The following is an 18,932-nucleotide window of genomic DNA, read 5'->3' as shown; positions in this document are numbered from 1 at the left end:
CGGGATGCCGATAATACGCGGACTCCCGGAACCGGTAAAAAGTTCGCCCGGCACGCGGCCGTCAGCCTTTGTACAATGGCCCGGTTCGCCCGGCCCGTGCCACGGGCCCGTCCCCCACTCCACCGATCTCGACGACCATGTCCGACAACGCCTCTTCCACCGTGATCCGCCGCGCCGACTACACGCCGCCGGCCTTCCTCATCGATTCCGTCGCGCTCGAATTCGATCTCGCGCCGGCCCGTACGATCGTCAGGAACACGATGCGCGTGCGCCGCAATCCGGACGCCGCGCCCGCGCCGCACCTGGAGCTGATGGGCGAAGCGCTCGAATTCCTCGGCGCACACCTGGACGGCGCGCCGCATGGCGCCGTGCGTGCACACGAACACGGGCTGACCGTCGAGAACGTCCCCGACGCGTTCGAGCTGACGCTCGAAAGCGCATGCGCACCCGACCAGAATACGACGCTGTCCGGCCTCTATGTGTCGAGCGGCAACTTCTTCACGCAGTGCGAAGCCGAAGGTTTCCGCCGCATCACCTACTTCCTCGATCGCCCCGACGTGATGGCGTCGTACACGGTGACGCTGCGCGCCGACAAGGCCGCGTACCCGGTGCTGCTGTCGAACGGCAACCTCGTCGACTCCGGCGACCTGCCCGACGGCCGCCACTTCGCGAAGTGGGAAGACCCGTTCCGCAAGCCGAGCTACCTGTTCGCGCTGGTCGCGGGCAAGCTCGTCGCGATCGAGGAAAAGATCACGACCGGCTCCGGCAAGGAAAAGCTGCTGCAGGTGTGGGTCGAGCCGGCCGACCTCGACAAGACGCGTCATGCGATGGATTCGCTGATCCACTCGATCCGCTGGGACGAGAAGCGCTTCGGCCTCGAGCTCGATCTCGACCGCTTCATGATCGTCGCGGTCGGCGACTTCAACATGGGCGCGATGGAGAACAAGGGGCTCAACATCTTCAACACGAAGTACGTGCTGGCGAACCCCGAGACCGCGACCGATACCGACTTCGCGAACATCGAATCGGTGGTCGGCCACGAGTACTTCCACAACTGGACCGGCAACCGCGTGACCTGCCGCGACTGGTTCCAGCTGAGCCTGAAGGAAGGCCTGACGGTGTTCCGCGACCAGGAATTCTCGGCCGACATGGCTGCGGGCGACGACATCGAATCGGCGGCCCGCGCGGTCAAGCGCATCGAGGACGTGCGCGTGCTGCGCCAGCTGCAGTTCGCCGAGGACGCGGGCCCGATGGCGCACCCGGTACGCCCGGAAAGCTACGTCGAGATCAACAACTTCTACACGATGACCGTCTACGAGAAAGGCTCGGAAGTCGTGCGGATGTACCAGACGCTGTTCGGCCGCGACGGCTTCCGCAAGGGGATGGACCTGTACTTCAAGCGCCATGACGGCCATGCGGTGACCTGCGACGACTTCCGTCACGCGATGGCCGACGCGAACGGGCGCGACCTCGCGCAGTTCGAACGCTGGTACAGCCAGGCGGGCACGCCGCGCGTGTCGGTGCGCACCGCGTACGACGCGGCCGCGCGCCGCTATACGGTCACGCTCGCGCAGGGCTACGGCGACGGGTCGCCGGCCGCACGTGAAACGCAGCAAGGGCCGCTGCTGATCCCGTTCGCGATCGGCCTGATCGGTCGCGACGGCCGCGACCTGCCGCTGCGTCTCGACGGCGAAGCCGCCGCCGCAGGCACGACGCGCGTGCTCGACTTCACCGACACCGAGCAGACCTTCACGTTCGTCGACGTACCGGAGCAACCGCTGCCGTCGCTGCTGCGCAATTTCTCGTCGCCGGTGATCGTCGAGTACGACTACAGCGACGACGACCTCGCATTCCTGCTCGCGCACGACAGCGACCCGTTCAACCGCTGGGAGGCCGGCCAGCGCCTCGCGACGCGCGCGCTGCTGACGCTCGCCTCGCGTGCCGCCGCTAACGAGCCGCTCACGCTCGGCGAGAACTTCGTCGCCGCATTCCGCCGCGTGCTGACCGACGCGACGCTGTCGCCGGCGTTCCGCGAACTCGCGCTGACGCTGCCGTCGGAAACCTACCTCGCCGACCAGATGGCGGAAGCCGATCCGGCCGCCGTGCATCGCGCGCGCCAGTTCGTGCGCCGCCAGCTTGCCACCGCACTGCGCGCCGACTGGCTCGCCGCATACGAGCAGCACCAGACGCCCGGCACCTACGAACCGACGCCGGAGGCCTCCGGCCGTCGCGCGCTGAAGAACCTCGCGCTCGCGTATCTCGCCGAACTCGAGGATCCGGCCGATGCCGTGCGCCTCGCGACCGCGCAATACGATGCGGCAAACAACATGACCGATCGCGCGGCGGCACTCGGCGCGCTGCTGTCCGCCGCGGCCGCCGGTGCGAACGAACCGGCCGAGCACGCACTCGACGATTTCTATCGCCGCTTCGAGAAGGAAGCGCTCGTGATCGACAAGTGGTTCGCGATGCAGGCCGCACAGCGCGGTACGGCCGCACAGCCGACGCTCGCGAAGGTTCGCAAGCTGTTCGCGCATCCGGCGTTCAACCTGAAGAATCCGAACCGCGCACGCTCGCTGATCTTCAGCTTCTGCGCGGCCAACCCCGCGCAATTCCACGCGGCGGACGGCTCGGGTTACGCGTTCTGGGCCGAACAGGTGCTCGCGCTCGACGCGATCAACCCGCAGGTCGCGGCACGCCTCGCCCGCTCGCTCGAACTGTGGCGCCGCTTCACGCCGCCACTGCGCGACCGGATGCGCGAAGCGCTCGAGCAGGTCGCCGCCGGCGCGAAATCGCGCGACGTGCGCGAGATCGTCGAGAAGGCGCTCGCGTAACGCGATCGCCCGCATCGCGCCCGCGCGAGACAGCCGGTGCCGCCCGTCGCGGCACCGGCTTTTTTATTGTGTGAACACGGCTGTAACCAGGCGCAATCGCGGGGTCTGACCGCGCCGCCGGCCGCCGCCGCAACGCGCGTCCCGCCCGTCTCCACCACCGGAAACCGGGCCGGTCCGGCCGCCCGGCCATGTAACCGGACGAAAAAACCCGGCGGCTCGGGAGGTGCGACGGGTAAAATTGCGGCCATTCAAGGATTCTTTTGGCCTTCTGGAGTCTGTCATGTCCATTGCCCGCCGCACCACGCTGTCGAAGTTCCTGATCGAACAGCAACGTGAGACCAACAACCTCCCCGCCGACCTGCGCCTGCTGATCGAAGTCGTCGCACGCGCGTGCAAGGCGATCAGCTACAACGTGTCGAAGGGCGCGCTTGGCGAAGCGCTCGGCACCGCCGGCAGCGAGAACGTCCAGGGCGAAGTGCAGAAGAAGCTCGACATCCTGTCGAACGAGATCCTGCTCGACGCGAACGAATGGGGCGGCAACCTCGCCGCGATGGCATCGGAAGAAATGGAAACGTTCTTCCCGATCCCGGCGAACTACCCGCGCGGCGAATACCTGCTCGTGTTCGATCCGCTCGACGGCTCGTCGAACATCGACGTGAACGTGTCGATCGGCACGATCTTCTCGGTGCTGCGCTGCCCGGACGGCAAGCAGGCCACCGAGGAATCGTTCCTGCAGCCCGGCACGCAGCAGGTTGCGGCCGGCTACGCCGTGTACGGCCCGCAGACGGTGTTCGTGCTGACGACCGGCAACGGCGTGAACTGCTTCACGCTCGACCGCGAAGTCGGCTCGTGGGTGCTCACGCAGAGCAACATGCAGATCCCGGCCGACACGCGCGAATACGCGATCAACGCATCGAACGCGCGTCACTGGTACGACCCGGTCAAGCGCTACGTCGACGAACTGAATGCCGGCAAGGACGGCCCGCGCGGCGACAACTTCAACATGCGCTGGATCGCATCGATGGTGTCAGACGTGCACCGGATCCTGAACCGCGGCGGCGTCTTCATGTACCCGGCCGACAAGCGCACGCCGGATCGTCCGGGCAAGCTGCGCCTGATGTACGAAGCGAACCCGATGTCGTTCATCGTCGAGCAGGCAGGCGGCGCCGCGACGACCGGCACGCAGCGCATCATGGAAGTGCAGCCGACAGGCCTGCATCAGCGCGTCCCGGTGTTCCTCGGTTCGAAGAACGAAGTCGATCGCGTGACGGGCTACCACCAGGAAAAGCAATAAATTTGCACTGCAGCACTAGACAGTGTCGCGCGACGTACGTAGAATCGCGGCTCTCGATGTGACCCCACCGGGTCGTATCGCAGTGAAACGAAGCGGGAAGTTTGCCGAGTCGATGAGTTTCGCGAAACAGCAGCAGCAAGCTGAAAAAAATTCGCAAAACCTATTGCCAAGGATTCAGATTTCACCTTATAATTTCGTTTCTCTGATGCCGGTGTAGCTCAGTTGGTAGAGCAGCGCATTCGTAATGCGAAGGTCGTAGGTTCGACTCCTATCTCCGGCACCAAGTTATAAAGGGCTGACAAGCATGCTTGTCAGCCCTTTTCTCATTCCAGGCGCCAAATCGTGCGCTGCCCGCCTTCTCTCCGCGTCCGCTCCGCTTGCGGGCATCACCCGACTCCCGCGCCGTACCCCGCCGATTACAATCGACGAACCACTCCGCCCTTTCCGAGCATCATGCGCACCTGGCGTCTCGAGCGACCGAACCTCACCGGGCAACTGGACGTATCGCGTGCGACGCGCCTCGTCGCCGCGATCGGCGACAGCGAACCAAACGCATTCGCAGCCGAAGTGCTGAAGCTGTTCGACGACGCGCTGTCGGTCACGCAATGCACGATCTTCGCGTACGAGTTCGGCAACCGCCCGCGCACGCTATCCGTCGCCGACCATCGCGGCGGCCGTTACCTGCGCGACGTCGCCGACACCTACGCGCGACACTTCTACGCGCTCGACGGCAACCAGAAGATCGTGTCGAGCGCGCATCGCGGCGCGCGCCGCCACGACCTGCTGCTGCACCAGCAGGCCGGCGACGAGATCGATCATGAAGCGTATCGCGCGGCCTGCTACCGCGGGCCAGACGTGTCCGACCGGCTGTCGCTGCTGATGCAGCCCAACGATGCGAGCTGGATGTCGATCAACCTGTACCGTGCGCATCGCAGCGGTGCGTTCCAGCCGCGTGAGATCGCGGAAATCGAAGCGCTCGCGCCGCTGATCGCGCAGGCCGCGAAGCATCACTACGCGCTCGCCGGTGCGGCGCAGATCGGGATCCCGCAACTGATGCTCGCGCGGCTACGCCGCGCATGCCCGGCGCTGTCCAAGCGTGAACTCGACGTGCTGCGCGGCGTGCTCGAAGGCCAGACCGCGCACGAGATCGGCGAGACGATCGGCGTGAAGGCGTCGAGTGTCGTCACGTACCAGAAACGCGCATACCGGCGCCTGGGCATCTCGAGCCAGCGCCAGCTGTTCGCGCTCTGCCTGCAGCCCTGAACCAACCGGGCCGGTGATGACCGAATCCGGGTAAATCCCGGTCGGCTTGCTGTACCCGGAATGGGGACAGCGGATTTCCGCCCGGCTTCCATACTGCTTCGACTGCCTGCACACGTTGCCCCGGCGCGCGTGCACGTCGAACTGCCCTCCCCTGGAAGCCAACGATGGATATCGACTTCAAGCCCTACCCGTTCGTCGCCGAGCGCCATCCCGCGCATCTGCCAGCCTGCGACGACAGTATCGATACGCACCGGCATCGCGTGGCGATCGTCGGCGGCGGCCCCGTCGGCCTCGCCGTCGCGCTCGGTCTCGCGAACCACGGTATCCACAGCGTGCTGATCGAGGCCGACGATGCGGTCTGCCACGGCAGCCGCGCCATCTGCATCTCGCGGCGCAGCCTCGAAATCATCGAGCGGCTCGGCGCGCTCGACGATTTCCTGCGCACGGGACTGCCGTGGACCGGCGGGCGCAGCTTCTACCGTCGCGACGAAGTGCTGCATTTCACGATGCCGCAGGACGAAAACCAGAAGCTGCCGCCGATGATCAATCTCGCGCAGTATCACATCGAGCAGTTCCTGCTCGATGCCGTGCAGCGCCGCCCCGAACTCATCGAGATTCGCTGGCAGGCGAAAGTCACCGGCGTGACCCGGCAACCGGACGGTGTGCGCGTCGACGTCGACACGCCGCTCGGCGGCTACGCACTCGACGCCGCCTGGGTCGTCGCGTGTGACGGCGGACGCAGCACGATGCGTGAAGCGCTCGGCCTGTCGCTGCAGGGCACGAGCTACGAGGGCCGCTACGTGATCGTCGACATCGCGCTCGACAGCGACCGGCCGACCGAACGGCTCGCGTACTTCGATCCGTCGTCGAACCCGGGCTCGACGGTGCTCGTCCACAAGCAGCCCGACAACGTGTGGCGCATCGACTACCAGTTGCGCGACGATGAGGATCCCGAAGCGGCCGTCAAGCCGGAGAACGTGATCCCGCGCGTGCAGAACCTGCTCGACATGATGGGCGAGCGCGGCGACTGGTCGCCGATCTGGATCACGATCTACAAGGCGAACGCGCTGACGCTCGAACGCTATCGGCACGGCCGCGTGCTGTTCTGCGGCGACGCCGCGCATCTCGTGCCGATCTTCGGCGTGCGCGGTGCGAATTCGGGCATCGACGATGCCGACAACCTTGCATGGAAACTCGCGTACGTGACGCGCGGGCTCGCATCGGACACGCTGCTCGACAGCTACTCGGACGAACGCGTGTTCGCGACGCACGAGAACCTGCGCTACGGCACGAAGAGCACCGAGTTCATGGCGCCGCCGTCGTTTGCCTTCGAACTGATGCGCAAGGCCGTGCTGTCGCTCGCGGTCCGGCATCCGGCGCTGCGCTCGCTGATCAATCCGCGCCAGACGACGGCGATCGCGTATGCAACGTCGCCGCTCAACGCAGCCGAACGCGACACGTTTTCAGCCGGCCCCGCGCCCGGCACGGTGCTCGCCGAATGTCCGCTGATGCTGTACACGGCCCACGGCAGCGACATGCGCCGCGGCCACCTGACCGATCTCGTCGCCCCGCGCTTCACCGCGTTCTGCTTCACGTCCGACGGCGAGCCCGATCCGGCGCTGGCCGATCTCGAACGGCGTCTGCAGGCTTCACGGATACCGTTCGCACTCGTCACGCTCGCACGGCATGCGGCGCCGCAACAACCGCGCTGTGGCGGCCATGACGACGACGGCCGGCTGTTCGACATGTACGGCGCGCGCGACGGCACCGTCTATCTCGTGCGTCCGGACGGTCACGTACTCGGCCGCTGGCACGACGCTCGCGCCAGCGACGTGACCGCCGCGCTCGAACGCGCACTCCATCCGTGCGCATCAACCGATCCTCAGGAGACCGCATGATGACGGATACCGAACGCGACACGCTCTACACCGACCTGTGCCGCACGATGACGCGGATCGGCGAAGCCGATGCGTCGCTCTTTCTCGCCCGCTTCGCGTGGCTGTCGATCGAGGCGATCGGCGATTCCGCGACCGTCGCACGGCTGATCGCCGACGCAGGCGACGGATTGCCCGACGCGGGCATGCAGGCGTCGACGCACGAACGATGACACGCATGGCCGACCGGCTTCACCGCCGGCCTTTCTTACAGATTCATTTCGCCGCGTATTGCCCGTGCGCGAGCCTCACCGTATGCAGACGAATTCCCTGGAAAATCCCGTTAAGGGTGCATAACATTACTTAACGATTCCGACCCGTCTATCGCGTTACATTGCGTGGGCGGCGCGGCGGGTCGCAATGCCGCCTTCATTCAGCTTGCGGCGACACAGCCGACGTCCGGTCATTCGACACAACTCAAGGAGAGGACAACCATGGCTCATGGCTTGATTATGTGGCTCATCATCGGTGCGATTGCCGGCTGGCTTGCCGGCTTGCTCGTCAAGGGCGGCGGCTTCGGGCTGATCGTCGACATCATCGTCGGGATCGTCGGCGCAGTGATCGGCGGCTGGCTCGCCGGGATGCTCGGCATCAGCGTCGGCAGCGGCTTCATCGGTTCGGTGATCGTCGCCGTCGTCGGAGCGGTGATCCTGCTGTTCGTGATCCGGCTATTCAAGCGAGCGGCCTGACGCTTCTCTCCACGCGCCTTCGGGCGCGTTTTCGCATCAGGCCGGCGCGCGGCCCGTTCGCCGCGCGCCGTCGGCCCGTTCAGCGCTTGGCGCGCTGCAACCAGCCGTCGAGCACATCGGCCGTCAGCAATCCGCTGCGCGCTTCCCGTGCGCCATCGCGCCCGATCCACACGGTGCGCGGCATCTCCCCTCTCCATCCCGCATCGAGCACCGCCCGCAGACGCTCGGGCATCGGCTCCGCGTTCGCGTACTGCGCGACCTGCGGCGGCAAGTTCATCTGCGCGAGCGCCTGCGAGATCGCCGCACCGCTGTCGTCATATGTATCCATCGCAACCATCGCGAGCTGCACGTCCGGATGACGACGCTGCCACGCGACCAGATGCGCGGCGTTCTCGCGACAGTATCCGCAATCGAGCGACCAGATCTCGACCACCAGTGGCCGCTCGTGCGCAGTCGAATACAGGCGCGCGACGTCGGCGGCGCGCAGCGGCTGCAACTCGCCGCCGGCCCACGCCGGCACGCTCGCGAGCACGATGCCCAGCAATGCAATCAGCCGCTTCATTTCACCGCCTCCACGGCGATCAGCCGATAGCCGTCGTTACGCGTGCGCCACGACAAATAGATTCGCCCCGCATCGTCGAGCAACTGCGGGTTGTCGCTTGCACCCGATGTCGCTGCGATCACGCGCGGCGCCGACCAGTGCTCGCCGCGATCGTCCGACCGGCGCAGCTTGATCTGCATCGTGTCGCCGTCGAACGCCTTCCAGGCGAGCCACACGATGTCGCCACGCGCGACGAGTGCCGCATGCGACGCCTGCTCGCCTGGCACCGCGGGATTCGCGCCGAATGCCCACGGCGTGCCGCGCGGCTGGCCATCGGCGCCGATGCGCGAATAGAACACGTCGGCCCGGCCGCCGACGACACCGAACCAGACGAGATGGCGCGTGCCGTCCGGCGTGATCGCCAGCGCCGGCCCATGCTCGGGGCACGCCTCGACGTGCCAGTTCGAGAACGTCGCGCGCACCGGGACGATCGATTCCGACGCAGCGACGGGCAACGCGGCGAGCGCATGATCGCGAATCTGCCCCGGGAACACGTTGCGCCATGCGGTCTCGATACGTCCGGCCGGATCGATCGCCATCGCGATGCGACAGCATTCGCACGTATGGTCGGTCACCTTGCGTTCGGCTTCGAACGATGCGCCGCCGTCGCGCGATACCGCGTAGTAGACGGCCGCGCCTTCATACGCCTGCCCCGCCGCTTTCGCCGCGACGAGATCGCGCTTGTCGATCCACGCGATCGCGATGTTGCCGGCCGGATCGACGGCCATCATGTCGAAGCGGTGCGTGATGGCCTGCCGGTCGCGATGCACGGTCATGGGCACGCTCCACGTCACACCGCCGTCGAGTGATCGTGCGAAACGCACCATGCCCGTGTACGGCGCATCGAGCGGCATCGACCACGACACGTACACCGCACGCCCGTCCGGACTCGTGGCGATCTTCGGGCGATTCTCGGCGCTCGTGTAGATCGGCTCCGGCATCGCGTTGACGGTCACGGGCGCGGACAGCGTGCGGCCCGTGTCGTCGGAATGCGCGACGACGACATGCGCGCCCTCGACCCACGCGACCCACAGCCGGTGATGCGTGTCGAATGCCACCCCCGTCGCGAGCGGCTGCTTCTGCTGCGCGGGCGCGGCCTGCATGCTCATGTGCGCGGCGTGCGAATCGGCGGCCTTCGGCACGTCGTGCGCATCGTGCGCGCCGGCCGGCGACAGCGACGCGAACCACAGCGCGACGCCTGCCGCGAGCGATCTCACAGCGACCATTTCAGTTCTCCATAGAAAGTACGGCCCGGATACGGGTGGAACACGTAGTAGCGGCGGTCCGTCAGGTTGTCGATACCGAGCGACGCGGTCCAGTGATGGTCGAAGCGGTAGCGCGCCTTCAGGTCGACGACCGTGAACGAGCTCGTGCCGCCGTAGACGTCCGGATTCACGTCGCTGTTGTCGAGCGTGTTGAACTGGCGGCCCGAGTAGCGCACGCCGACGCTCGCCAGCCAGTGCTCGTCGAAGCGATACGACGCGAGCAGGTTCGCACGCATGCGCGGAATTCGCGGAAAGCGCGAGCCGACATACGCGGGATTCGCCGCATCGGCGAGGATCTGCGCGTTGCTCGCCGACACGTTCGCGTCGATCGCGAGCCCCTTCAAACCGACGTTCTCGCCGCTGAACGCGAGTTCGACGCCGCGCACGCGCACGCGATCGACGTTCGAGATGTTGGTCACCGTCGTCGCGCCCGACACCGTCGTCTGGCTGTAGATCGAATCGCGCAGATCGCTCTGGAACACGCTGGCACGCACGACGCCGACGCCCACGTCGCGTTCGGCCGTGAAGTCCCAGTCGATCGCCTTTTCCGGCCGCAGGTTCGGGTTGTTGTTGACGATCGCGTTGTTCGAGATCGTGCCCTGGAACAGTTCGCCGACCGTCGGGAAACGCGTGCCGGTCGCAAACGACAGCCGGAAGCGCCAGACGTCGGTCGCATCCCATTGCAGTGCGACCTTCGGCGACAGCGCATTCGCGCTGCGGTCCGCGTAGCCGAGCGTGCCGCTCGCATTGCCGAGCGCGCCGCCGTATGCATCCCAGCGCTCGTAGCGCAGCCCCAGCGTTGCGAGCCAGCCCGGCGCGAAGCGCCACGCGTCCTGTCCGAACAGCGCCTGCGTGCGCGTGTCGCCGCGATAGACGCTCGACAGCGACGTGGTCGGCCCGGCCAGCCAGTCGGCCGTGTTGAACGTGACGTTGCGCAGGAAGTAGTTGTCGTAGTGATAGCCGAACGTGAACGTATGGCCCTTCACTTCCGGCGCCTCGGCCTTCAGGTCGAGCGTGCGCCAGCCGGTGCCGTCGCCCTGGAACAGCGTGCCTGCACCTCCCTGCACGGTCGACGCCGAGCGCTGCACGTCGCGCGACACGTCGTACGCGGACACGACGCCCGACAGGCGCCAGCCGGAATCGAGCCGGCCGTTCAGGCCGAGCGCGTACAGCCAGTTCTCCTGGTCGCCGCGCTGCGGCGCGAATGCGTTCGGCGCGACGGTCATGTTCTGGCCGCCGATCGACACGTTGCCGCCGTAGACCGGATTGCCGGCCGCATCGCGCAGGAAGGTCTCGCCGTGCTGCCGGTAATGGTTCTCCCAATGCCCGAGCGTGAGCGTCGCATCGACGTGGTCGGTGAACGCATAGCCCATCCGCACCGTCTCGTTGAGCTGCTCGGTCCGCTCGATCGTCTGCGCGCCGACGATCGTCCGCGGCCGGCCATTGGGCCCGATGTCGGTCGCGGCGCCCGTCACGGGCACGGCCGTGCCGAGCTTCGGGTTGTACGCCGAATTGGGGCTCGCATACTGCATCGGCTGACCGTTGTTCTCGAGCCGGTCGAGCGACAGCGCGAACCAGAACCGGCCGACGCGGTTCGCAATCCGCGCGGTCTGGTGATTGCCGCCGAAGCTGTCCGCGAATCCGTAGCCGTCGTGGTAGCGCTGCGTGAAGAACTGCGTCGACAGCGACGCCTCGAGCTTTTCCGGGCGACGCGTGGTGAGCAGCACGGTCGAGCCGATCGAGTTGCCCGGATACAGCGCGGAAAAGGGGCCATAGAGCACGTCGACGCGCGCGATATCGTCGGGCGGAATCAGCGACCAGCGCGGCGGGTACGCGTAGCTCGAGCCGAGCAGGTTCGACAGCAGCACGCCGTCGGCATAGACGAGTCCGCGCGCACTCTGCAGTTCGTTGAAGTCGCGGCCTGCGAACACGCTGTTGCGGTCGCCGATATAGCGCTTGCGGACCATCAGGTTAGGCGCGTACTTCAGCGCGTCCTCGGTGGTGACGTTGGTGTGCGATTCGATCTGCTCGCGCGTGATCGACGTGACGACGGCCGGCGTATCGGGATCGACCGGTTGCCGCTGCGCGGTCACACTGACGGCGGTCAGCGTATCGCCGGCTACCGGCGCTGGCGGCACGGTTGCGACGGCCGAAGCGGGAGCGGCGGCATCGGCGGCACGCTCGACGCCACCGCGCGCGGTGGCGCCGCGTGCATCGTCCGTCGAGGCCGCATGGGCGGCAGGCCACGCAAAGGCGGCCGCGCATGCGAGCGCCAGCCGGCCGCGCGACGGCCGCGCGGCGAAGGGAGAGGACATGAGTGAATTCCTGAAAACGTGATCGGACGCCGCCGGACACGAGCGCACGCGCCGCGCACGGACGGCGCGGCACGCGGCCCGGCCGCGGACGGCACGCGCGCCACCGGGGCGCGCGGACGACATCAATCAGATCGGAGCGTTTTCAGGCGGGGCGCGAGGCTGCGCGAGACGGATGCCCTTGCGGGGCAATTCGGGAATGGCCGGCGGGGCCGCGCGATAGGCGAACGTCCGCACGAAGCCCGGCAGCGGGGGCTGGCTCGACCCGAGCGCCACGTTCGCCGCGAAGCCGGGACAGTACACGCAGTGCGACACGCCGGCATGGTCGAACGACGACGTATCGTGTTCGCCGCCCGCCTGCGCGAGCACGACCTGGCGGGCGCCCGCTGCACTGCACAACTCGAGCGTGAGCTCGCCGGAGCCGCTCGACGCAAGACGCGCATAGCCGATGACGGGCGACAGTACGTTCAGTACCAGCGCCAGCCATACGAGGCCGATCCATCGCGTCGTTCGTTTCATTGCGGTCCAGAAAAAGTGCGCGCAAGTATAACAAGCGGCCCGATTGTTGCCGATTCCGCACGAGGCAAGAGTCGGCATCGGAACGCGCGTCAGAGGGCATGTGCCGTTAATACAACAGAGACAAAATCTAACGATTCGCCACTGGCATAAATCCAAGCGCGAGGTTGATAATCATCGAACCTGCTGGAGAAATGACCATGGACGAAAGACCAACTCGCATGCCACCGCCGGAGCAAGTGATGAGCCCGGATCCGGAACCCGTCGGCGTGGAATTCCTCGCCGAATTGCCCGACCACGTGCGGGCATTCTTCGACGAGCAGCACAAGCTGTACTCGCCGAAGTGAACGCCTGTTCGGTTCTGTAACCGCCACGTGTCGATCATCGCTATCGTGCGGTTCATCTCTGCGCATCGCGCGCAATTCGCCTCGCACCCGGGCCGCAACAGCCTGACGGTGCCGGATCAGCTCGCCTGCTGATTCTCCGGTCGCAGCGCTACGCCGCGCGACTGTCTTCGTCTATCCTTCTGGTTTTCCACCTCCGGCCCGCCCGGCTCTCCTGATCGTTCCGATGAAGCAAGCCATTCGTGCCAGCCTCGCTGTCGCCGCGCTCGGCGTCGCCCTCTTTTCGTCCCCGCGCATCGCCAATGCAGACGGCGACGACACCGCCCTCACCAACATCGTCGCGCTCGCGTCGCAGCGCCTCGCGCTTGCCGAACCGGTCGCTCGCTGGAAATGGGCGAATCACAAGGCAATCGAGGACCGGCCGCGCGAAGCGGAGCTGCTCGTATCGGTCGAGAAGCGCGCGGCACAGGCCGGCGTCGATCCCGCGTTCGCACGGACGTTCTTCGAGGATCAGATCACCGCGAGCAAGGATGTGCAGAACGCGCTGTTCGCGACCTGGCGCGCGACGCGGCCGCCGGAAGGCACGCCGCCCGATCTCGCGACCAGCACGCGCCCGGCGCTCGACCGGCTGACGCAGAAAATGCTCGCGGGGCTCGCGCAGGTTGCACCGCTGCGCGATGCGCCTGATTGCCAGGCGCGGCTCGCGCGCAGCATCGCCAACTGGAAGACGCTCACGCGCTACGACTCCACGCAAACGCAGGCACTCGACACCGCGCTGTCGCACGTCTGCTCGGCCGGCGGCGCAAGCGCGATCGGCTGACGACAACGGGCGCGGGTCGCGCGACCGCGCCTGATTAGCCCGCCTGCCCCTCAGGCGTGAGCGCGGCGAGCGGAATGAGTTGCAGACCGCGCGCGAGGTGCGTCTGCAGCAGGCGGTGGGTGAAGGGTTCGAACGCACCGTCCGTCCCGTCGGCCGCGAGCCGCGCGGCCGCGTCGAGCGATTCCGCCGCACCGAGATAGCGCCAGCCATCGATCACATGAAACAGGCGGCGCTCGCCGCTCGCCTCGAACGCGACAGCGCCTTCGAACGGCCAGGGCGCAACGCCGGCACGGGCGTCGGCCACGGGACGCCGGTTGTACGACGGTCGCAGCCGGGCGATCCATTGCGCTTCGGCGAGCATCGCCCCCAGCTCGTTACCGGTCTCGCGCCATTCGACCCGCCTTACCTGCTGCGCAAGCCGCATTTCCTTCGACGAACGGCGCTCCCCCGTCAGCAACGCACGCAGCCGTTGCCGCACCCGCACGCTGCGACCGACATACAGCGGCGCGTCCTCCTCCCCGAACAGCGCGTACGCGCCGCACCCGGCCGGCGCGGTATCGAGCCAGGCTTCAGTCAGGTCGCCGCCCAGACGGAAGTGGCGCGTCGTGCGCGCGATCTGGTCGCGCAGCCGCTCGAGCGGCACGATGTCGTGCAACAGGCGCCAGAACTGCAATAGCAGGTCGGCATCCGCCAGCGCCCGGTGGCGCGCAGCCGGCACGAGGCCGTGCCGCTCGATCAACGCGTCGAGCCCGTGCCGCGTTTCACGCGGGAACAGCGCGCGCGACAGCCGCACCGTACACAGCACATCGGGATTGAACGCGAAGCCGGCGCGCTCGAATTCGGCCCGCAGGAAGCCGCGGTCGAAGCTCGCGTTGTGCGCGACGAAAAGCTTGCCGTCGAGCCGCTCGAACAACGCCGGCGCCAGCGACGCAAACGACGGCGCATCGCGCACCATCTCGTCCGAAATACCCGTCAGTTGCTGGATGAACGGCGGAATCGGCTGCCCCGGATTGACGAGCGTCGTCCACGTCGATACGCCGAGCGGGCCGATTTCGACGACGCCGATTTCGGTGATGCGGTGTTCGGCGGGCGAGCCGCCAGTGGTTTCAAGGTCGACGAAGACGAGCGGCTGTTCGCTGGCGGGATCGGACGGACGGGGGAAATCAGACATGAAAAGACTGGGAAACGGTGCTTCCGTGAGTATGCACCGGCATCCCCGTTCGCGGCCAGCCCGAACCGGGATGCTTCGTCCCCGAAAAACGAAAAGCCCCCGCCATGCGGGGGCCGGACGTGATCGGCAATGCGTGGCGCGTCAGACCGCCTGGATATTCGCTGCCTGCTTGCCTTTCGGCCCGACTTTCACGTCGAACGAAACACGCTGGTTTTCCTTCAGCGTCTTGAAGCCGTCCATCTTGATTTCGGAAAAGTGTGCAAACAAATCTTCACCACCATTGTCCGACGTAATAAAACCAAAACCTTTAGCATCGTTAAACCATTTCACGATACCGGTATCCATGTCTTCGTTCCCCACTCGATTAGATCAAAAAAGCTATTTTTATAGCCGTTTCCCGAAATCCCGAAACATTGCGCCAGCACCCGCACCAGCACGCCGCCCGAGGACGGAGTGCTGACTTTATAAATTGGACAATCCGGGTGCGTCAAGGAAATTTTTGACGATCGTTTTATCAAAAAAGAGCTAATGCCATTGGAATCGGTACACCGCCGCATTTAATTAATTGATTCGCATCAAAAACCTGTCAATATTACCGGGATCAGAGTCCCGATATTTTCATCCATGAAATTCCTACCGGGGACAAATCGGGTCGGTAAAATCCTCGGGTTTTTTCCGGGTTGCGGAAATCCGGGGACATTGCGATGCTCACCTAACGTCGGAAGGAAGGAGAAGGTCATGTGGCTGGACGGAATCAAGCGCTTCGCGAGCCGGCTCGGACGCGTACGCCGCAAGTCCCGCGCCCTTGCCGAGTCCGCGTCCTCGCGTGAAGCGCCGTGCGACACCGAATTCGATACGACCTGGCACGGCGATCACTGGCAGAACCTGCTCTCATCGCCGCTCGATGCCCGTCACTACGTGATGGAAGACTGGACATACACGCCACCGCCCAACGAAGCCAAGGAGGCCGCGCCTGCGGCCAAGCGCAAGCGGCGCTCGTTCGCGCAATAGCGCGCGGACCGACGAGGCAAAAAAAAAGCGCGACTGGGAAGTCGCGCCGACAAAGGTTTGGAGATCTTTTCCGTCAACGAAAAAGTCTGCTTCGGAAAGCAGAGATCGCAGTATAGCGAGAGAACAACCTTTCATTAGCCATGCTCCACACAAACCTCTATTGCCGATGTGTCAATAATCGGATTACGACCATCCCCGCCTGCCGCTGACTGCCTGTCGCGATCGCGCAACGCCCGCTACGGAGTCCTGATCGCCATTTTTCTTCGCTGCACCGCGGCAAACCCTTGATGGGTAATCGTTTGCGCCACATTACCTATCTTTGCGGATTCCAAAATATATTATTGCTTAAAGCGCATCCCTCCCCCGCTCCACGCCCTCCGTACACTGCAGATGGCTTTTTGATAAGCGCACCGCCGCTCTGCCGGACCGGCCGCAGCGTCAAGCAAAACATGCCAGTCCGCAGCAGGTTCGATCGACATCATCCTGTTTGGAGACAGATCCATGAAAAAAACCCTGATCGTCGCCGCGTTGTCGGGAGTATTCGTTACGGCAGCTCACGCCCAAAGCAGTGTGACGCTCTATGGCCTGATCGACGCAGGCATCACCTACACGAACAATCAGGGCGGCCATAGCGCCTGGCAGGAAACGAGCGGTTCGGTCAACGGCAGCCGCTGGGGCTTGCGCGGCACCGAAGATCTCGGCGGCGGCCTGAAAGCGATCTTCACGCTGGAAAATGGTTTCGGCATCAATAACGGCGCGCTGAAGCAGAACGGCCGCGAATTCGGCCGGCAAGCGTTTGTCGGCCTCGCCCATGACAGCTACGGTTCGCTGACGCTGGGCCGGCAGTACGACAGCGTCGTCGACTACCTCGGGCCGCTGTCGCTGACGGGTACCCAGTACGGCGGCACGCAGTTTGCCCACCCGTTCGACAACGACAACCTGAACAATTCGTTCCGGATCAACAACTCGGTCAAGTATCAGAGCGCGAACTACGGCGGCCTCAAGTTCGGTGCGTTGTACGGGTTCTCGAACTCGACGGCTTTCGCGAACAACCGCGCCTATAGCGGCGGCGTGTCGTACAGCTACCTCGGCTTCAACTTCGCCGCGGCCTACTTGCAGTTGAACAGCGACGTGAACGCGCTCGCGCAGGCCGCGTCCGATCCGGGAGCCGTGACCGGCGACTGGACCTTCGCGTCGCGCGTGCAGCGCACCTGGGGCGCCGGCCTGAATTACGGGTTCGGCCCGGCCACGGTCGGCTTCGTGTTCACCCAGACGCGCCTGACCGGCATCCGCGCGATCAGCGCGTCGCAGTCCGGTGTGTCCGGCGGCATCACGGGCCTCGGCGGAACCGCGCGCTTCAGCAACTACGAACTCAACGGACGCTACGCGCTGACGCCGGCGCTGTCGCTCGCCGGCTCCTACACGTACACGCAGGGCCGCCTGGCCGGCGACAAGCCGACCTGGCACCAGTTCAACCTGCAAGCCGACTATGCGCTGTCGAAGCGCACCGACGTCTACCTGCAGGGCGAATTCCAGAAGGTCAACAACGACGGCCTCGATCTCGGCGCCAACATCAACGGGCTGGGCGCCGCGTCATCGACCAACAAGCAGATCGCGGTCACGGCCGGCATGCGCCACCGCTTCTGAACAACAGGCACATCGGCTGCACGCCGGAAGACGAAGCGCCCCATCGGGGCGCTTTTTCTTTGCCGGGCTGCGTCGAGCGCCGCTCAGGCGTTGCCCGACGCCGGGTAACGGACGTCGAGCACGTCGATCGGCTGCGGGCCGGCCGGCGTCATCAGCATGACGGTATCGCCGATCTTCGCCTTGATCAGCGCCCGCGCGACCGGCGAAATCCAGCTGACACAACCGTGATCGAGATCGACCTCGTCGATCCCGACGATCGTGATCGTGTGATCCTCGCCGTCCGGCGTTTCGTAATCGACCGTTGCACCGAAAAACACCTGGTCGACGTTCTCCTGCCGGCTCGCATCGACGACTTCGGCCAGATCGAGCCGCTTCGTCAGGAAGCGGATGCGGCGATCGATCTCGCGAAGCCGCCGCTTGCCGTAGATATAGTCGCCGTTCTCCGACCGGTCGCCGTTCGACGCGGCCCAGGACACGAGCCGCACGACCTCGGGACGCTCGACGTCGATCAGGTTCAGCAGTTCGTCCCTCAGCCGCTTGTGACCAGCCGGTGTGATGTAGTTCTTCGAGCCCGCCGGAATCGCCGGCTGGGCCTGGTCCAGATCGTCGTCGTCGCCGTCCGACTCTTTGACAAACGCCTTGTTCATGATGCGGGTTCAACATGGATGACTGATGCTCCAAGGGTACACGAAGGGCGCCCCGGCAAGGCCATGCACCTAATTTGCGATTAAGGCTTCCCTTTTTATACAACCCTGCTATACTTCCGCTTCTGCGTGCGGCTGTAGCTCAGTTGGATAGAGTACTTGGCTACGAACCAAGGGGTCGTGGGTTCGAATCCTGCCAGCCGCGCCACTTTTTTCGAGGGCCTTCCGAACCGAAGGCCCTTTCAGTTCGAAGCAGTAGAAGTTTTGTTTTGCGTGCGGCTGTAGCTCAGTTGGATAGAGTACTTGGCTACGAACCAAGGGGTCGTGGGTTCGAATCCTGCCAGCCGCGCCACTTTTTTGGGTGCCTTCCCATCGCAGAAGGTTCCGTCAGTTAAGCAGTACCGTTTTGCGTGCGGCTGTAGCTCAGTTGGATAGAGTACTTGGCTACGAACCAAGGGGTCGTGGGTTCGAATCCTGCCAGCCGCGCCACCTTAAAAGGGCTTTCCTCCGGGAAGGCCCTTTTTCTTTTCCGCCTCCCCTTCCCTTGCTCACGGCACGGCAACGTACGGTTGCGCGCCTTTCGGAAGAAC

At 65.4% G+C, this 18,932-nt stretch carries 17 protein-coding genes and 4 tRNA genes; 14 read left to right on the top strand and 7 right to left on the bottom strand.

Going from position 1 to position 18,932, the window contains the following annotated elements; all coding sequences use genetic code 11:
- The first annotated feature begins 137 nt into the window (after positions 1–137).
- The 7 genes from pepN (at position 138) to BCEP18194_RS10710 (ending at position 8,011) form a co-directional block, all read left to right on the top strand.
- The gene (gene pepN, locus BCEP18194_RS10740; protein WP_011351301.1) at positions 138–2,831 is read left to right on the top strand and encodes an aminopeptidase N; all 2,694 of its coding nucleotides are present in this window, start codon (positions 138–140) and stop codon (positions 2,829–2,831) included.
- A 280-nt stretch (positions 2,832–3,111) separates the two neighbouring features.
- On the top strand, positions 3,112–4,125 hold the full coding sequence (locus BCEP18194_RS10735; protein ID WP_011351300.1) for a class 1 fructose-bisphosphatase: 1,014 nt from the start codon (positions 3,112–3,114) through the stop codon (positions 4,123–4,125).
- A 207-nt stretch (positions 4,126–4,332) separates the two neighbouring features.
- Positions 4,333–4,408 (top strand) — tRNA-Thr (locus BCEP18194_RS10730).
- Between the two features lie 170 nt (positions 4,409–4,578).
- Complete coding sequence (locus tag BCEP18194_RS10725) at positions 4,579–5,388, top strand: helix-turn-helix transcriptional regulator (protein WP_011351299.1); 810 nt, start codon at positions 4,579–4,581, stop codon at positions 5,386–5,388.
- 164 nt (positions 5,389–5,552) lie between these two features.
- On the top strand, positions 5,553–7,286 hold the full coding sequence (locus BCEP18194_RS10720) for an FAD-dependent oxidoreductase (RefSeq protein ID WP_011351298.1): 1,734 nt from the start codon (positions 5,553–5,555) through the stop codon (positions 7,284–7,286).
- Positions 7,283–7,495, top strand: a complete 213-nt coding sequence (locus BCEP18194_RS10715) for a hypothetical protein (protein ID WP_011351297.1) — start codon at positions 7,283–7,285, stop codon at positions 7,493–7,495. The genes BCEP18194_RS10720 and BCEP18194_RS10715 overlap by 4 nt, the downstream gene beginning before the upstream one ends.
- A gap of 261 nt (positions 7,496–7,756) precedes the next feature.
- Positions 7,757–8,011 (top strand): GlsB/YeaQ/YmgE family stress response membrane protein, encoded by a 255-nt coding sequence (locus BCEP18194_RS10710; RefSeq protein ID WP_041492772.1) that lies wholly within the window; start codon positions 7,757–7,759, stop codon positions 8,009–8,011.
- A 79-nt stretch (positions 8,012–8,090) separates the two neighbouring features.
- Here BCEP18194_RS10710 and BCEP18194_RS10705 read toward each other — a convergent pair whose 3' ends face one another.
- The 4 genes from BCEP18194_RS10705 to BCEP18194_RS10690 all read right to left on the bottom strand — a co-directional run bounded on the left by BCEP18194_RS10705 (position 8,091) and on the right by BCEP18194_RS10690 (position 12,708).
- Entirely contained in the window at positions 8,091–8,573 is a 483-nt protein-coding gene (locus tag BCEP18194_RS10705; protein WP_011351295.1) for a TlpA disulfide reductase family protein, read from the bottom strand.
- Positions 8,570–9,838, bottom strand: coding sequence for a sialidase family protein (locus tag BCEP18194_RS10700; protein ID WP_011351294.1), 1,269 nt, complete (start codon positions 9,836–9,838; stop codon positions 8,570–8,572). Before BCEP18194_RS10700 ends, BCEP18194_RS10705 begins: the two co-directional genes overlap by 4 nt.
- Complete coding sequence (locus tag BCEP18194_RS10695; RefSeq protein ID WP_011351293.1) at positions 9,826–12,192, bottom strand: TonB-dependent receptor; 2,367 nt, start codon at positions 12,190–12,192, stop codon at positions 9,826–9,828. The genes BCEP18194_RS10700 and BCEP18194_RS10695 overlap by 13 nt, the downstream gene beginning before the upstream one ends.
- Before the next feature lie 126 nt (positions 12,193–12,318).
- Positions 12,319–12,708: a DUF2946 domain-containing protein gene (locus BCEP18194_RS10690; RefSeq protein ID WP_041492771.1), complete on the bottom strand. Its 390-nt coding sequence runs from the start codon at positions 12,706–12,708 to the stop codon at positions 12,319–12,321.
- Positions 12,709–12,947: 239 nt separating this feature from the next.
- Here BCEP18194_RS10690 and BCEP18194_RS41630 point away from each other — a divergent pair, with 239 nt between their 5' ends.
- Positions 12,948–13,052 carry a chorismate mutase gene (locus BCEP18194_RS41630; RefSeq protein WP_162269111.1) on the top strand — a complete coding sequence of 35 codons (105 nt, stop codon included), beginning with the start codon at positions 12,948–12,950 and terminating at the stop codon, positions 13,050–13,052.
- A 223-nt stretch (positions 13,053–13,275) separates the two neighbouring features.
- On the top strand, positions 13,276–13,869 hold the full coding sequence (locus tag BCEP18194_RS10680) for a chorismate mutase (protein ID WP_011351291.1): 594 nt from the start codon (positions 13,276–13,278) through the stop codon (positions 13,867–13,869).
- Between the two features lie 34 nt (positions 13,870–13,903).
- On the opposite strand, the gene BCEP18194_RS10675 is transcribed toward BCEP18194_RS10680, so the two are convergent.
- A complete protein-coding gene (locus BCEP18194_RS10675; protein WP_011351290.1) occupies positions 13,904–15,040 on the bottom strand; it encodes an exonuclease domain-containing protein in 1,137 nt (378 codons plus the stop codon).
- Positions 15,041–15,181: 141 nt separating this feature from the next.
- Positions 15,182–15,385: a cold-shock protein gene (locus tag BCEP18194_RS10670; RefSeq protein WP_011351289.1), complete on the bottom strand. Its 204-nt coding sequence runs from the start codon at positions 15,383–15,385 to the stop codon at positions 15,182–15,184.
- 393 nt (positions 15,386–15,778) lie between these two features.
- Between BCEP18194_RS10670 and BCEP18194_RS10665 the strand changes: the two genes are divergently transcribed.
- Both BCEP18194_RS10665 and BCEP18194_RS10660 read left to right on the top strand, forming a co-directional pair.
- Positions 15,779–16,051 carry a hypothetical protein gene (locus BCEP18194_RS10665; protein WP_011351288.1) on the top strand — a complete coding sequence of 91 codons (273 nt, stop codon included), beginning with the start codon at positions 15,779–15,781 and terminating at the stop codon, positions 16,049–16,051.
- A 501-nt stretch (positions 16,052–16,552) separates the two neighbouring features.
- Positions 16,553–17,698, top strand: a complete 1,146-nt coding sequence (locus BCEP18194_RS10660; protein WP_011351287.1) for a porin — start codon at positions 16,553–16,555, stop codon at positions 17,696–17,698.
- Between the two features lie 83 nt (positions 17,699–17,781).
- Here BCEP18194_RS10660 and greB read toward each other — a convergent pair whose 3' ends face one another.
- A complete protein-coding gene (greB, locus tag BCEP18194_RS10655; protein WP_011351286.1) occupies positions 17,782–18,345 on the bottom strand; it encodes a transcription elongation factor GreB in 564 nt (187 codons plus the stop codon).
- Positions 18,346–18,473: 128 nt separating this feature from the next.
- On the opposite strand from greB, the gene BCEP18194_RS10650 reads away from it, so the two are divergent.
- The 3 genes from BCEP18194_RS10650 (at position 18,474) to BCEP18194_RS10640 (ending at position 18,831) form a co-directional block, all read left to right on the top strand.
- A tRNA-Arg gene (locus BCEP18194_RS10650) sits at positions 18,474–18,550 on the top strand.
- Positions 18,551–18,617: 67 nt separating this feature from the next.
- A tRNA-Arg gene (locus BCEP18194_RS10645) sits at positions 18,618–18,694 on the top strand.
- Between the two features lie 60 nt (positions 18,695–18,754).
- Positions 18,755–18,831, top strand: a tRNA-Arg gene (locus BCEP18194_RS10640).
- Positions 18,832–18,932: the final 101 nt, after the last annotated feature.

The sequence above is a fragment of the Burkholderia lata genome (assembly GCF_000012945.1).
Taxonomy (GTDB): Bacteria; Pseudomonadota; Gammaproteobacteria; order Burkholderiales; family Burkholderiaceae; genus Burkholderia; species Burkholderia lata.
The sequence above is the reverse complement of the archived record's forward strand: the minus strand, read 5'-3'. Positions and strand labels throughout refer to the sequence as shown.

Coding starts and splice junctions, on each gene's coding strand:
- pepN (WP_011351301.1), top strand. CDS start 138: ATGTCCGACAACGCCTCTTCCACCGTGATCCGCCGCGCCGACTACACG.
- BCEP18194_RS10735 (WP_011351300.1), top strand. CDS start 3,112: ATGTCCATTGCCCGCCGCACCACGCTGTCGAAGTTCCTGATCGAACAG.
- BCEP18194_RS10725 (WP_011351299.1), top strand. CDS start 4,579: ATGCGCACCTGGCGTCTCGAGCGACCGAACCTCACCGGGCAACTGGAC.
- BCEP18194_RS10720 (WP_011351298.1), top strand. CDS start 5,553: ATGGATATCGACTTCAAGCCCTACCCGTTCGTCGCCGAGCGCCATCCC.
- BCEP18194_RS10715 (WP_011351297.1), top strand. CDS start 7,283: ATGATGACGGATACCGAACGCGACACGCTCTACACCGACCTGTGCCGC.
- BCEP18194_RS10710 (WP_041492772.1), top strand. CDS start 7,757: ATGGCTCATGGCTTGATTATGTGGCTCATCATCGGTGCGATTGCCGGC.
- BCEP18194_RS10705 (WP_011351295.1), bottom strand. CDS start 8,573: ATGAAGCGGCTGATTGCATTGCTGGGCATCGTGCTCGCGAGCGTGCCG.
- BCEP18194_RS10700 (WP_011351294.1), bottom strand. CDS start 9,838: ATGGTCGCTGTGAGATCGCTCGCGGCAGGCGTCGCGCTGTGGTTCGCG.
- BCEP18194_RS10695 (WP_011351293.1), bottom strand. CDS start 12,192: ATGTCCTCTCCCTTCGCCGCGCGGCCGTCGCGCGGCCGGCTGGCGCTC.
- BCEP18194_RS10690 (WP_041492771.1), bottom strand. CDS start 12,708: ATGAAACGAACGACGCGATGGATCGGCCTCGTATGGCTGGCGCTGGTA.
- BCEP18194_RS41630 (WP_162269111.1), top strand. CDS start 12,948: ATGAGCCCGGATCCGGAACCCGTCGGCGTGGAATTCCTCGCCGAATTG.
- BCEP18194_RS10680 (WP_011351291.1), top strand. CDS start 13,276: ATGAAGCAAGCCATTCGTGCCAGCCTCGCTGTCGCCGCGCTCGGCGTC.
- BCEP18194_RS10675 (WP_011351290.1), bottom strand. CDS start 15,040: ATGTCTGATTTCCCCCGTCCGTCCGATCCCGCCAGCGAACAGCCGCTC.
- BCEP18194_RS10670 (WP_011351289.1), bottom strand. CDS start 15,385: ATGGATACCGGTATCGTGAAATGGTTTAACGATGCTAAAGGTTTTGGT.
- BCEP18194_RS10665 (WP_011351288.1), top strand. CDS start 15,779: ATGTGGCTGGACGGAATCAAGCGCTTCGCGAGCCGGCTCGGACGCGTA.
- BCEP18194_RS10660 (WP_011351287.1), top strand. CDS start 16,553: ATGAAAAAAACCCTGATCGTCGCCGCGTTGTCGGGAGTATTCGTTACG.
- greB (WP_011351286.1), bottom strand. CDS start 18,345: ATGAACAAGGCGTTTGTCAAAGAGTCGGACGGCGACGACGACGATCTG.